Source organism: Empedobacter sp. UBA7248, assembly GCF_002472945.1.
Lineage (GTDB): Bacteria > Bacteroidota > Bacteroidia > Flavobacteriales > Weeksellaceae > Empedobacter > Empedobacter falsenii_C.
The window spans coordinates 573,911-588,585 of the sequence record NZ_DKSU01000008.1 but is presented as its reverse complement, the minus strand read 5'-3'; the positions used below and the strand labels follow the sequence as shown (position 1 = coordinate 588,585).

The window sequence follows — 14,675 nt, the reverse complement described above, 5'->3', positions numbered from 1 at the left end:
ATTATAGAAATGTATAATATTGACAATTAGACTGTTGTTTAAATCTGTAGTTAATCTGTAGTCATTGATATTTATGACTGTAGTAATAAAGTAGTAAGTCTAAATTTTTTTTTGATTTTGATTTCGAACAAATTTGTATCAGAAAATAAATCAAAACATAACCAACAAAATTATAACTATGGATAACAAAACATTATCAATCGTATCGTATATCACTATTATTGGCTGGATTATAGCTTTCGCTATAGGAAAAGATAAAGCAGATGATTTATTAAAATTTCATTTGAAACAAGCTTTAGGTTTAGCAATTTTTTCGATAATCTATCAATTTTTACTAGGAATAATTATTACAATTACAGGGATAACAATATTATCAATTTTAGGGTTAGTTGTCTTAGCATTGATGATAATTGGGATTATCAATGCTGCAAATGGCGTTAAAAAACCTTTACCAATCATAGGTTCTATGTTCGAAGATAAATTTGCATTTATTGGGTAGAACATCAAATTATTTTAAAAGGTTATTTTTCATAAATAGTTTAGGGATTTAAGTATCTTTTTCTGAATCCCTATTCTTTGGAAAATTAAAATATAACCAAATCAACCTAAGTTTAGCATATTCGTTATTCCCATAATTAACGAAGTTTATATTATGTATTCAACAAAAGAGATTGTTTTTAATAATCTCTTTTGTTTTTTTATGAATTATTAAGCTATTTTTATCTTTATGAAAATCAGCATAAAATGAGGAGATTACTATTTTTTGTTATTACTTTTTTTACATTTATTCAACTTTCTGCTCAAACGACTCGAAATTTGAATTCAGAAAATTGGACTTTTCAACAAAAAGGAGATTCAAAATGGTTGAAAGCTGAGGTTCCTGGCTCTGTTCATTCTGATTTGATGTTAAATAATATCATTCCAAATCCTTACAAAGACGTTAATGATATAAAAGTGCAATGGGTAGAAAACGAAGATTGGAACTACAAAACTTCTTTTGATTTGACTGATGCTGAACGAAAAGCGCAAAATATTCAGTTAAAATTTAATGGATTGGATACCTATGCAAAAGTTTTTTTGAACGGAAAATTAATTCTCGATACGAATAATATGTTTCGAATTTGGGAAGTTTCGGTCAAAGATTTTCTGAAAGATAAAAATAATTTGCTCGAAATACAATTCAAATCGTCGTCTAATGAAGGAAAACGATTAGCAAATTTACTTCCGTATAAATTGCCAGAAGGTGAGCGTGTTTTTACTCGAAAAGCGCAATATCAGTATGGTTGGGATTGGGGATCAAGATTGGTTACTGCTGGAATATATAAACCAATCGAACTTATTTCTTGGAATAATTTTAAGCTAAATGATTTGTCTTATGAAATTGTCAAATTGGATAAAAATCAAGCGAAAGTGAATTTTAAATTCATCATTCAATCAGAGCAAAGCACAGCTATAGAAATTATTTTTAATCAGAAAAAAATTACTCAAAAATTAACCAAAGGAATTAATCATTTTTCGATTGATGAAATAATTCAAAATCCAAAATTATGGTGGCCAAATGGAATGGGCGAACAGTATTTGTACGATTATCAGTTTGAAATTAAACAAGGAAATGAACAGGTTTCTAAGCATTTGAAATTTGGTTTACGTACGATAGAATTGGTTCAAGAAAAAGATAAAGCTGGATTGAGTTTTTATTTTAAAATAAATGGAATTCCGACCTATATGAAAGGTGCAAATTATATTCCGCAAGATAATTTTGTTTCACGAGTTTCAAAAAATGATTACGAAAAGCTGATAAATAGTTCGGTTGAAGCTAATATGAATATGATTCGTATTTGGGGCGGAGGAATTTATGAGGATGATTATTTTTATGAATTATGCGACGAAAAAGGTTTATTGGTTTGGCAAGATTTTATGTACGCTTGTGCTTTTTATCCTGGTGATCAAGATTTTCTTAACAATGTAAAACAAGAAACAATTGATCAAGTGAATCGACTAAAAAATCATACTTCTATTGCGCTTTGGTGTGGAAATAATGAAATTGATGAGGCGTGGCACAATTGGGGATATCAGAAACAAATGGCTTGGTCAAAACAAGATTTGTTGAGTATTTGGAACGATTATCAAACGACTTTTCATCATATTATTCCGAATGTTTTGGATTCTATTTTACCAAAATCAGAGAACCGTTATTGGCCGTCTTCACCTTCGATTGGTTGGGGAAAAAAAGAAAGTTTAACACAAGGAGATTCACATTATTGGGGCGTTTGGTGGGGAATGGAACCATTTGAAATGTATGAGAAAAAAGTTCCACGATTCGCTTCTGAATATGGTTTTCAAGGAATGCCAACTTTAGAAACTGTAAAATCTATGTTTTCTGAAAAAGATACATTGAGTAAGAATTCTACAACAATTTTAGCGCATCAAAAACATCCAAAAGGTTGGGAAACAATCAACGAATATATGCAACGCGATTATATTGTTCCGACCGATTTTGTGCAGTATAACTACGTTTCTCAATTGTTACAAGCGCGCGGAACTCAGATTGCGATTGAGGCACATCGACGCGCAAAACCGTACAATATGGGAAGTTTGTATTGGCAACTGAATGATGTTTGGCCAGTGACTTCGTGGGCGTCTTTGGATAAATTAGGAAATTGGAAAGCGTTACATTATCAAGTGAAACGTAGTTTTGAGAATGTGCTAATTTCTGTTGAGAAAGAAGAAAATGTGTACAAAATTTATATCGTAAATGATTTATTGAAAGATTTGAAAGGAAAAGTAAAATTTTCTGTGATCGATTTTAATGGAAATAAACATTGGACTAATGATAAAGATGTAATTATTTCATTAAATTCTTCTACTAAAATAATGGAATTAACTAATGAAATTTTAAAAGGAACTTCTTCAATTAAAGCTTTTATTCGAATTGAATTTGAATCAAATGGAGAAAAATATTCGAGAAATTATTTCTTCGAAAAACCGAAAGATTTAGCTTTAACAAAACCAACAATTAAAATTAAAAAGATTAATCATAATCAATTCGAAATTTCGACAAATGTTTTGGCAAAAGATGTTTATTTATTGGACGAAAACAATCAATTTGATGATAATTTTTTTGATTTAATACCAAATGAAACTCGTATTATAACAGGAGAAAAATCAATTCAAAATCTAAAAATTTATTCGTTGTATGACACTATGAATGCTGAAAATCAATAATATTTTTATCCCTATTTTTAGTGAAATTTCACAAACGATTTGGAAATGTGAATTTTATTGACTTAAATTTGCACTGATAAAAATCATAACGTATAACAATTTAATAACGAAGAAATAAAATGTTCAAAGAAACGACATATCAGTTTTCAGCTATTGCAACAGATTTTGCAATGAGCATTCTTCGTGCTTATAAATCGTAAATAATTTACTTATTATATCAAAAGCCCGGAGGATTCTTCGGGCTTTTTCTTTTATTATTCTATTCTAGATTCAGAATAACTTCTAAAAACTTCCGAAGAAGAAATAATTAGCGCTAATTATTTCAAAACAATTATTTGCAATCAAATAATCCATGTTATGGAAGATTCAATTTTCTTTTCTACTCGTTTGCGAACAAAAAGAGCAAGGAAAAGAAGTGTAAAAACAGCAAAAGAAAAAAATGTAAGAGATAAATATAAACGTCGAAAAGAAATCTTTAAAGAGCAAAAAGCTATTCCGCTTGTTCCTTTAAAAGAGCCGTATCAAAAAGGTTTTGAGCGTTATTTTGTATTGAGAGAAGATATTAAAAAGGAAAATGAAATTGAATTTTTTACTCAAATTCTAAAGAAAATTAATACTACTCAATATGCAGAATCGCGAAAGTTTGTAAAAAAACGAAAACGAAATGGAAAGAGAATATATGTTCCGAGAATTCAAGAGTTGAAACAATTACAACCTTATGAATATTCAGGACCGCATTCAATTTTGAATGATGAAGAACGTCGATATTTTGCATGTATTCAGGTATATGATCCAAAAACAAAACGTTTCAAAGGAATTTATGAATTTCTACAACCGTGGCGTTTTCGATTGATTGTCAAACCAAACATGATTACGCATTACAAACCACTTGATATTGATTTGAAGCGCGAAGAAGCGCAAATCGATCACTTTTTTGATAAGTATAAAAATCAAGGAATCCTCTTAAAGAAAATAGTCGGAGGAGGTTATTCGTATGAACTAAAACCAAAATTTAAAAATCCTTTTACGAAAAGGAAATTTTTTAACAACAAAAATTCGGCGATAGAAATCGCTGAAATGCTGATAGAACAAGAATATCAGCTATCTAAAAGACATTAATCATGGGAAATAAAATCTCTGGAAAGGACTTTATAAAATTAGGCTTTCCAAAAAAAAATTCGATCAATATTGCAATTGGACAAATTCATCGATACAGAAAAAAAGAAAAAAAACAAACGATTCTCAACGAAGCAAAAGAAGTTTTGCTCGAACCAGAAAAGTACATTGGTCATGGAATTTGGGGAAAAGTTGCGGAAGGATTGATAAAACCAGTTGAGGTTAGATTACAAGAATTGAAAGCGACGCGTTCGCCTTTTTCGATTTTTGGAGAAAACGAAATTGATGAACAAGCAAAATTTCAATTGTATAATGCGTTGAAATTGCCAATTTCGGTAAAAGGCGCTTTGATGCCAGATGCGCATTCCGGTTATGGATTGCCGATTGGTGGCGTTTTGGCAACGGACAATGCAGTAATTCCGTATGGAGTTGGTGTGGATATTGGTTGTCGAATGAGTCTTTCAGTTTACGATTTACCAGCCAGTTTTTTGAAAGGAAAATCGCATCAATTGATTCAGATTTTGCAAGATCATACCAAATTCGGAATGTATGAAACGCATAAACAAAAAGCGGATCACGAAATTTTTGAACGTTCTATTTTTGATGAAATTCCAATCCTGAAAAGTTTAAAAACAAAAGCTTATCAACAATTGGGAACTTCGGGAGGAGGAAATCATTTTGTTGAATTTGGAATTGTGAAATTAGATGAGGTAAAACCTGAATGGAATTTGATTCCAGGTGAATATTTGGCAGTTTTATCGCATAGTGGTTCGCGCGGTTTGGGAGCAAATATTGCAAAACATTACACGTATTTGGCGGCGAAACAATGTCCGCTTCCGAAGCAAGTTCAGCATTTGGCTTGGTTGGATTTGGATACGCACGATGGGCAAGAATATTGGGCTGCGATGAATTTGGCTGGAGATTATGCCAAGGCTTGTCACGACGATATTCACCGAAGAATTGCGAAAACTTTGGGAAAACGAATCGTTTTTAACATCGAAAATCATCACAATTTTGCGTGGAAAGAAATGGTTGAAGGAACGGAACGAATTGTTCATCGCAAAGGTGCAACGCCAGCTGGAGAAGGAGTTTTAGGAATTATTCCAGGTTCGATGACCGCAAACGGTTACATTGTCGAAGGTTTGGGAAATGAATTGAGTATTAATTCGGCTTCGCATGGTGCGGGACGAAAAATGTCGCGTGCAAAATGTAAATCAACAATTACTAAAAGTTTTATGACATCGCAATTGAAAGATGCAGGAATTGAATTGATTGGCGGAAGTGTTGATGAAGCGCCATTTGCATATAAAAACATCAAAACGGTGATGAATTTGCAAACCGAATTGGTGAAAGTGTTGGGAACTTTTACGCCGAAAATTGTACGAATGGATAAATAAATGATGATGAAAAAAATTATTCAACTTACATCGGGTAGAGGTCCAGCGGAATGTAATTTTGTGGTAACTAATGTTTTTAAAAAGTTTTCGGAAGCGTGTACAAAATCAGACATTAAGTTTGACGTAATTGAAAGAGAAATTGATAAAGATTTTAATCAACTTTCGTCTGTGATTATAGAACTTGAAGGAAATGATTTAAACACGTTTCTAAAAACTTGGATTGGAACAATTTTATGGATTGGCAAAAGTCCGTACCGAAAATTTCATCAACGAAAAAATTGGTTTATTGGTTGTTTTGAATTAGAAATTCCGAAAGAAAATTCAATTAATCCAAATGAAATTGTCTATCAAACAATGCGAAGTTCTGGAAATGGTGGACAAAATGTAAACAAAGTAAATTCAGCTGTTCGTGCAACGCATCAACCAAGTGGGATTTCTGTTGTTTCGATGGATTCGCATTCGCAACATCAAAACAAAAAAATTGCAACAACTCGTTTGTTATTGAAATTACAAGAATTTGAAACCAATCAAATCAAAGATTTTGTTCAAGAAAAATGGAACAATCAAACGTCTATTGCAAGAGGAAATCCTGTGAAAATATTCAAAGGAGATAAATTTAGTGAATAAATAAAGCCGCTCATTGAGCGGCTTTATTTACTCTTTTTCATATTTTTTATAAAGAGAATTAATCGTTTCCTGAACTTGATCCAAAGAATTTACTTTTTTAGTAAAAGTTATTTTTTCTTCTTCATAAAATTCAACCAAATACTTTTTTTCCGTTTCAGAAATTTTAACGCCCCAATCAGGATTTCCATTTTTATTATATCTCAAACTTGAAAGCACTTTATTTGGACCTTCTATGAAAGATTCTTGCCCATAAAGTTTTTGAATATTATTTGATTTAAAAATTTCCGCAAATTGATTAAACAAATCATCTATTTTCATCATTCGATTATAAGCAACAGATGAATAAATCAATACAATTATTGGATTAATTTCTTTGTAAACCTTTTCGATTAAAGGATTCAAACTCTCCGAAGATATATTTTCTTCTTTGAGCAAATTGTTTTCTACTTTATAAATTGTAGTAGAATTCGGTGAACCTTTTTGTACTTCTTTATGTTGATTGTTGATAATTAATTTTCCATTTTCATCAAAAACTTCTGCAAAAATTCCATTACTTTTTTCGGTCAATTTGATTGAATTTTGCTTTTCAAAATCTTTTACCACGATTTCTTTTCCATTATAATCAAATGATAATCGATTAAAAGCATGCATTCCAAAAAGATTTAATTCAAGATAATTTACCTTTTCGTTTTTGTAACCAATTCGCAATAAAAAACCTTCATCATTATCTATAAAGTCAAAACCGTCTACAATTTTACCATTTTTGTAGACACTTTTTTGATCATATTCATAAAATTGATAATTATCTAATTGCTTCAAAAAATCAAAAGAATACTGATATTTTAGTTCGCCTTTTTCGTAAAAATCAACCAAAGGAATTTCATTCAAAATAATTTTATTGATGAAATAACCTTCATAAGGTTTTCCATTTTGAAAAATCCCAGTGTAAGAAGCTTGAGGTTTTTCTTTAATTAAAAAATTAGAATAGATAACGGATTTTAGTTGATTGTTTTGAACTATTTTTTTTGTTGTTCGCTTTTTTTCGAATTTACTTAAGTCTTTACCTGAAATTGTATCGCCTCTATGATTAATGAAAATCGTGTCTTGAGAATAGGAAAAAATTGAACTAAATAGTACAAAAAGAAAGGTTATTTTTTTCATAGTAAATGTTTTGGTTGAGGTTAAATGTAAAAAAAAACTGCTCATTTTGAGCAGTTTTAATATTACTTTTTCAAGATTGCTTGGATAATTCCTTCCAAATTTTCATTGAATTCTAGTAGTTGAGCAAAAACTTTATCATCTTTATTCAAGCCGCCATGTTTATTGTTTTTAACAAACATTGCTTTTATCGTTTCCCAACGTTCCTTTTCTTCATTGGTCATCAAACCTGCAATTTCTTTTAGGCGCAAAAGATTCGATTCTGTATCCGTTGTCAACGTTTGTGATTCGCTTTCGTAATGCGCCAAAATCGTTTCATTAATTTCTTTTTCGTTCATCATTGGAACAATTTTCGAAACTAATTTTGACATATTTCTGTACGAACCTTGCATTTTGAAAGGCGGTTCAGTTCTGTAATCATCTTGCATTGCCGCACTTGCAATATAATTTTGATTAACTTTTACGACAATATTTCTAATCTTAATTACATGTTTCAAAACCGCAATAAAATCATCAATTTCTTGTTTCAAATAATTGCCTTCCAAATCCGGAAGTTGTTCTTGATTTTCGGTTACAAAATTTGTTAACTTGTAAAAATCTGTCAAACTTTTTGAAGCAATTTTATCCAAATAAGGATTATCACCAGTTGCATTTTCAATTAAACTCATATTGAACAACGTTTCCGTATCACCAATTACATCACCCAAATTATACACATCGGCACGATTGGCTAACATATCAGGAATCTGAAATTTAGAACCGCTTTCCGTATATGGATTTCCAGCCATTACAATACAAAAACGTTTTCCACGTAAATCGTAGGTTTTACTTTCTCCTTCGAAAATTCCATCAATTTTTCGCTGTCCATCGGCTAATGAAATAAATTTCTGTAAAAATTCTGCACTCAAATGCTGTATATCATCCAAGTACAACATCACATTATCAGCCATTTCAAACGAAAGATTTATCTTTTTTAATTCTTCTCTTTCTCCAGAAGTTTTGGCTTCGATTGGATCGATTGACGTAATGTTATGTCCAATTGTTGGTCCATTTACTTTCACAAAATGTAAGCCCATCGTTTTGGCTAAATATTCCATCAAGGTCGTTTTTCCATAACCTGGCGGAGAAATTAACAACAGCATTCCCATACGAGCGGTGCGTTTGTTTTCGCCTGCTGTTCCCAATTGTTTGGCTAAATTATTTCCGATTAGAGGGAAATAAACTTCGTTGATTAATTTATTTCGAACAAATGATGTCAAAACTTTTGGTTCAAATTCTGCGATTTTTAAATCTTTTTCATACGATTTAGAAATTTCTTCTTTTAGCTTTTGGAATGATTTAAAATTTGGAACATCAATTGTTGCAAATCGTTCTAATTTCGAAATAATTTCATGATAATTTTGAGTGTAAATTCCTTCAACAATTACCGCATGATTTCCTTTCAAATCTTCAATTTTGATGACAGAATTTCCATCATTTATATAATATAGATCTTTCGAAAATAAAAGCATTGTCGCCACTTCATTCACCACATTTCTATATGACGAATAATTTTCGTTTTCATCAATAAAAGAATGAATCCAGTTCTCAATCAAATAAAATTTTTCGGTTGAAGAAAATTGTTGATCTGCAATCAATGCATTAAAATCGTCCGAATTTTTATTTTTTTCTAAATAATTTACAAATTCATTTCGAAAAGTTTCAGCTTCTTTCCTCATCGAGAAAGCTTGATATTTCGTGAAAGTTGTAAATAAATAGTGAGAAACTTTTTCTGATGAAGTTTGCGATTTATCCCATTCTGTTTCCCAATTTTCAAAAAGCGATTTTATTTCATTTAGAATATTTTCAAAACGATTTGAATTCGGGAAATTTTTCAAAATTAATTGAGCCGAATTAATCATTGCATTCAATTTTTCTTGCAAATTATTTTCTAAAGAATGCCAGAAGACTTGAGTAGTTGTACGCGTTGGTGCATCAAATTGTAAGACATCTAATTTAGAATTGACGTGTACGAATTCAGTGAAAATTCGCAACGCATCAAAATTATGCACACCTTTTATATAACCTTCCGAATAATTTTGTTCAATGATTTGATTGATAAATTTTTCAGCATCGAAATCTTTTTCATTTCTTACTAAAAAAGCTTGATAAGCCAGATATTCAGCACGATAAACCAATTGATTTTCCGAAACAAATTCTTGATTCCAAATATCTTGGTAACGATAAATTTCTTCGTTTTTAACTTTTTGATAGAAACTTGTTCCTGTCAAATGGTAAAATAATTCGTTGTTACGATTCAACAAAGTCAGCGCTAATTGCTGTGTATTAACTGTAAATTTATTTTGTCCAAGCGCAATAATATTTTGTCCATCAACAAAAAGTTCAGTTTTATCACGTAAAACGCGAAGCGTATCTTCTTGAGATTTTTTCAATAGGTTTTCAAGATTTTCGGCTTTCGAAACATCTTTCAAATCTTTTAATTCTTGAATGATTTGACGCATTTTGTCAATCATCAAATCCGAAGAATAAAACGCTAAAATTTCTTCTTTCTCAGAAAAAGTTTTGGATTTATTTTCGATGTTTTTCAAGACACGCAAACCAATTTGCTCTAATGAATTGGTGCGTTTGTTGGTTTGTTCAACCAATTGTTCGCGCTTCGAATTGAACGCTTTGATAATTTCGTCGCGTTTATCTGCAATTTTTAAAGCGAAATCATCAAAATCAGAGAATTTACTTTCTAATTCTTCAAGCTGAACAATGATTTTTGTATTGTATTCTTCCGTTTTTTCGGCAGTTGTTGATAACTCTAAAAAGTTGACCACACTTTGCTCCAACAACGTAATTTGAGCAGAAAATTCAGCAACCGCCTCCTTGCTTTTTAAGGCAGAAGTTTGACGTGTTAATTGCGCACGAACTTCGTTAAGCGAAGCAAAAATGACAGAAATTTTTTCAATAATTTTTGTCGTTTGTGTAGCGTCTTCAATTTTTAAACTGTTCAGAATGTCAATCAATAATTCTAATTCGGAAGCAATTTTAAGACACGCTTCTTCGATTACTTTAGCATCAACAACTTTTTCAATTGAAGCTACTAAATTTTTCTGTTCCGCAACCTTTTCTTCGTACGGAATCAGCGCTTCATCTAATAAAAGAAACTCAATTGTTTTCGTTGATAAATTTTCGTTGACTTCTTGTAATTGATTTTCTAATTCTTGAACGCGCTCTAAATTGATATAACGAATGGAACGTAAATCAATCACTTTTCCTTGAATTTTACGCGCTTCAGCCAAATGTTCAACCAATAAATCCAATTGATTGTACGTTGTACTATTTACCTTGAGAACGATTTCTTCAATCGATTCTTCTGTTTTTTCTAACGTTTCTTGCGCAAATTTTTTCTGAACTTGGACTTTTGCAAATTCATCAATCGCTGTATTGGCAACTGTTTTGATTTCTAACAAAGGAATCGCAAGCTCAAAGGTATCTTTGTCATTGATCCAAAAATATCCATCAACAATATTATTCGCTTTTTTTACAATGTCCTCATACAGACCTTCGTAAGAATCTTCTTTATTAATTAATTGGATAACTTCTTGAGATTCAGCCATTGCTTTTACAATGTCTTTGTTTCCAATTTTGTATAATGGATGATTTGTTTTTTCTTGATTTTCAACCAAACGCTCTACATAAGGCGTTTCCCAAATTTGAACTTGATGATGTCGCGTTGCTTCTTCTTCGGTGCGGAAATAAATTAAACTTCCGTCTTTAAAAATCGTGAAACCATTGCAAACAATAGGCGTTTCGACGTTTTGTTGAATGATATTGTACGATAAAAGAATGTATGTATTGGTTTCATCTTGATTGAAAATATACATAAAATCTTCTCCGTTTGGAGAATTTACACGACGGAAAAATTGAAAATTATCTAACTTATTTTCGAAAATATGATAGGTTCCGTTTTGTAAATAATAGCCATTCGAAAAAATCAAACCTTGATTGTCTGGCAACAAAACAGCCGCGTCCAAAAGCGCAGGAATATTGATGACTTCCTTGGTGCGAACATTGTAAATATACGCTCTAAAATCTTCTTGAAACGGTTTGATTTTAACCGCAATCAGATTTCCTAAATCGGCGTAATAATATTCAGCATCGTCTAATTGTTGATCTAAATGCGTAACTTTTTCAGTAAAAATTCCTTTTCCAGAATCTGTATTATCTTCAATTTTGAATGTAATATCGCCACCAATCGCTTCGATAAAAATTTTATCCAAAATAGAAATGTGTGGAAATTTACCTAATCGGCGATCATCAATTGACGTTTTTTGCCATTCGAAATCAAATTGATCTGCTTTTTTTACTTCGTGAATGCTGCGATCATCTTGATAAATTAATTTTCCGTCTTTGATTAACCATTTAAACGCTTTCAAATCTTGTGCGCTTTTACTGGTTTGGAAAACCATGTACAAATAATTATCTGTTCTACGAAATTTAGAAAAGATAGAATCGCGGTAATATTTATACAAATTCTGAAAATCTGTAAAGAAATTCTGATCGTTAATTAAGTCGAGAGGTTGAGGAATAAATTGATTTTCTTGAAACAGATAAATACTAAAAACATCGCTCAACTGAATGTCTGTGCGTAAACAGAAATGCACGTTGTACCCAAAAATACACAACTTATCGAACGCGATAATTCCACGTGAAATACAAGTGTTTTCTGTCGTAATTCTTTGGTTCGCACTTAATGCAAAATTGGTAGAATTGAACACCTCTTTGCGAGCATCGTTCAATTTCGTTAATCTTTCCGAAAGAAAATCTTTTTGTGTAAGAAGTCTTTTTCGGATGATTTCGTACGCGCCTGCATCAAGCGTTTCGGTAACGTTAATATTTTTTTCTTCTTGCATTAAATTAAAATCTAAAAGGTGATTAAACGTGATGATAAGAGCGATTGAAACAATAAAATTTCAATCACTCTATTATTGTTTAATGGATTAACCTATTTTTTTATTTGAAACACCTAATTGATTCGCAATTCCGAAAAGAGAATTGATAAACCCTGTGTCTTCGTTGTTTCCAGAAGCCGAAGCAGCTTGCTGTAATTTAATTAATGCCGCAGTAATTGTTAAGTTTTTGATGTCGTTTGACGAAATACCATATTTATCGGCAAGACTTCTCACTTTTCCAGCTAAATCGCTTCCACCATCTTCGTCAATCAACGCATTTTTGATATCTGTTGCATGTTTTGAATTGTCGATTAAATGATCGAAACCTTTTGCATTCGAAACTTGTTTCACAATATTTTCGAAGAACATCGTTTCTCCACCAACAATGTCAATTTTCGCAGATTTTAATGCAGTTGATAAAACCTCAGCTTGGGCTCCAGCAATATCTTTTTGAATGTTGATATGAGCCAATTCGATGTCTTTTTCTTTTTGTAATTGAAGTTTGAACTCTTCGTGCTCTTTTCCAACACCGTCCAATTTCTTCATAGCTTCTGCTTTTTCCTCGATTCCTTTCGCTTCTGCCAACGCTTTTTCACGTACAACTTCCGCTTGTGCTAAACCTTCTTTACGCAATGCTTCCGCTTTTTTCTCGATAACAGACGCTTCTACAGTTCCTTGTTTTTCTTCCGCTTCTGCTTTCGCAACCATTACTTCTGCCTCAGATAAACCAATTGCAGCTTCTTCTTTCGCTTGTGCTTCAGCAATAATTTTACGTGCTTCCGCTTCTTTTGCAGATGCTTCTTTTTTCGCTTCCGCATCAATCAATAACTCTTGTGCTTTACGTTCTGCAACTTGTTTTTGAGCATCAGCTTCGATAACTTGACGAGCAGCTTCTTGTTCTGCTGCAATTTTAGATGCTTCCGCAGCTTTTACAGTTTCGATTAAACGCTCTTCCGCTTCTTGCGATGCAGCAATAATTCCGGCTTGTTTCTGACGTTCAACTTCACGGTAAACTTCAACGTCTTTCACGCCTTGTTGCTCTTCGATCACGCCTTTTTCTAAAAGAACACGTTCTTTGATAACGCCTTGGATATTTTTCTTCTCAACTTCGATTGATCTTTCTTTATCAATCTGCGCTAAAGTCACAATTCGTTCACGTTCTGTTTGCTCTAATGCACGATCTTTTTCTACACGCTCTGTTTCGATGGCATCAGTACGAACTTTATTTTTTTCTGCGATAATAATTTGACGCAATTTATTTTCTTCTTGTACCGCCAATTGCTCTTCTGTTGTGATGCGAACAGATTCAGCTTTTAGACGTTCTTCTTCACGAACTTTTGCAATTTCTGCTTCTTCGCGTGCTTTTATATTTTCGATTTCTCGGCGTTGACGCTCTTCTTTTTCAGCTAATTGACGCTCTAATTCTAAGATTGCTTCACGCGCTTCAACGTTTTGTTTTTTGATAACTTTTTCTTCTTCACGACGAATTAAATTGGCGTTCATATTTTGTTGAGCCGTTAATTCAGTGATTTTTTTGATTCCTTCTGAATCTAAAATATTGTCTGGACTTAAAAATTGTAATTCAGTTTGTTCTAAATAATCAATTGCACAGTCATCTAAAATATATCCATTCAAATCTGTTCCGATGATATTTAAAATTTCATCTCTAAATTCACGTCGAGCTTCGTATAATTCGATAAAGTCGAATTTTTTACCAACTGTTTTTAAAGCTTCTGAGAATTTAGCTTCGAAAATACTTTTCAATGTTTCTGGTTCTGATGCTCGTTCTGTTCCTAAGTTTTGTGCAACATTGATTACATCATTCACCGATTTATTAACGCGAACAAAAAATGCAACTTTGATATCTGCACGAATGTTGTCTTTACAAATTAATCCATCATGTTGTTGACGAGCAATGTCAATTTTTTTGATCGAAATGTCCATAATTTCCATTTTATGAAAAACAGGAATTACATACATTCCTTTGTTGAAAGCAACTTGCGAACCTCCAACACCAGTACGAACGATGGCTTTTCCTTGCGGAACTTTTTTATAGAAAACGCTTAAAACGACGATAAATGCAATAAAGATGAAAACGATAACACCAACTGCTAAAAGAATAAAATTTGTCATGAGATAGTTTTTATTAGTTTTTGATTGATTTAGTGAATGATTAAGGTTAAAATTTCTTCGATAATAAACGAAGTAAGTT

General features: G+C 31.8%; 8 protein-coding genes. 5 read left to right on the top strand and 3 right to left on the bottom strand.

The window, feature by feature from the left end; genetic code table 11:
- Positions 1-178 precede the first annotated feature (178 nt).
- From B4A23_RS09750 to prfH, 5 genes are all read left to right on the top strand, one after another.
- Positions 179-499: a DUF4870 domain-containing protein gene (locus tag B4A23_RS09750; protein WP_291119434.1), complete on the top strand. Its 321-nt coding sequence runs from the start codon at positions 179-181 to the stop codon at positions 497-499.
- Between the two features lie 245 nt (positions 500-744).
- A complete protein-coding gene (locus B4A23_RS09745) occupies positions 745-3,225 on the top strand; it encodes a beta-mannosidase (protein WP_291119431.1) in 2,481 nt (826 codons plus the stop codon).
- 357 nt (positions 3,226-3,582) lie between these two features.
- Positions 3,583-4,344 carry a hypothetical protein gene (locus B4A23_RS09740; protein ID WP_291119428.1) on the top strand — a complete coding sequence of 254 codons (762 nt, stop codon included), beginning with the start codon at positions 3,583-3,585 and terminating at the stop codon, positions 4,342-4,344.
- Between the two features lie 2 nt (positions 4,345-4,346).
- Positions 4,347-5,738: an RtcB family protein gene (locus tag B4A23_RS09735; RefSeq protein ID WP_291119425.1), complete on the top strand. Its 1,392-nt coding sequence runs from the start codon at positions 4,347-4,349 to the stop codon at positions 5,736-5,738.
- Positions 5,739-5,744: 6 nt separating this feature from the next.
- Entirely contained in the window at positions 5,745-6,365 is a 621-nt protein-coding gene (prfH, locus tag B4A23_RS09730) for a peptide chain release factor H (protein WP_291119422.1), read from the top strand.
- A gap of 27 nt (positions 6,366-6,392) precedes the next feature.
- Here the strand turns inward: prfH and B4A23_RS09725 are convergent, their stop codons facing one another.
- From B4A23_RS09725 to B4A23_RS09715, 3 genes are all read right to left on the bottom strand, one after another.
- Entirely contained in the window at positions 6,393-7,526 is a 1,134-nt protein-coding gene (locus tag B4A23_RS09725) for a hypothetical protein (RefSeq protein WP_291119419.1), read from the bottom strand.
- A gap of 62 nt (positions 7,527-7,588) precedes the next feature.
- Positions 7,589-12,424, bottom strand: coding sequence for a DNA repair ATPase (locus B4A23_RS09720; RefSeq protein ID WP_291119416.1), 4,836 nt, complete (start codon positions 12,422-12,424; stop codon positions 7,589-7,591).
- An 87-nt stretch (positions 12,425-12,511) separates the two neighbouring features.
- On the bottom strand, positions 12,512-14,596 hold the full coding sequence (locus B4A23_RS09715; protein WP_291119413.1) for a flotillin family protein: 2,085 nt from the start codon (positions 14,594-14,596) through the stop codon (positions 12,512-12,514).
- Between the last annotated feature and the right edge of the window lie 79 nt (positions 14,597-14,675).

Coding starts and splice junctions, on each gene's coding strand:
- B4A23_RS09720 (WP_291119416.1), bottom strand. CDS start 12,424: ATGCAAGAAGAAAAAAATATTAACGTTACCGAAACGCTTGATGCAGGC.
- B4A23_RS09745 (WP_291119431.1), top strand. CDS start 745: ATGAGGAGATTACTATTTTTTGTTATTACTTTTTTTACATTTATTCAA.
- B4A23_RS09725 (WP_291119419.1), bottom strand. CDS start 7,526: ATGAAAAAAATAACCTTTCTTTTTGTACTATTTAGTTCAATTTTTTCC.
- B4A23_RS09735 (WP_291119425.1), top strand. CDS start 4,347: ATGGGAAATAAAATCTCTGGAAAGGACTTTATAAAATTAGGCTTTCCA.
- B4A23_RS09740 (WP_291119428.1), top strand. CDS start 3,583: ATGGAAGATTCAATTTTCTTTTCTACTCGTTTGCGAACAAAAAGAGCA.
- B4A23_RS09715 (WP_291119413.1), bottom strand. CDS start 14,596: ATGACAAATTTTATTCTTTTAGCAGTTGGTGTTATCGTTTTCATCTTT.
- B4A23_RS09750 (WP_291119434.1), top strand. CDS start 179: ATGGATAACAAAACATTATCAATCGTATCGTATATCACTATTATTGGC.
- prfH (WP_291119422.1), top strand. CDS start 5,745: ATGAAAAAAATTATTCAACTTACATCGGGTAGAGGTCCAGCGGAATGT.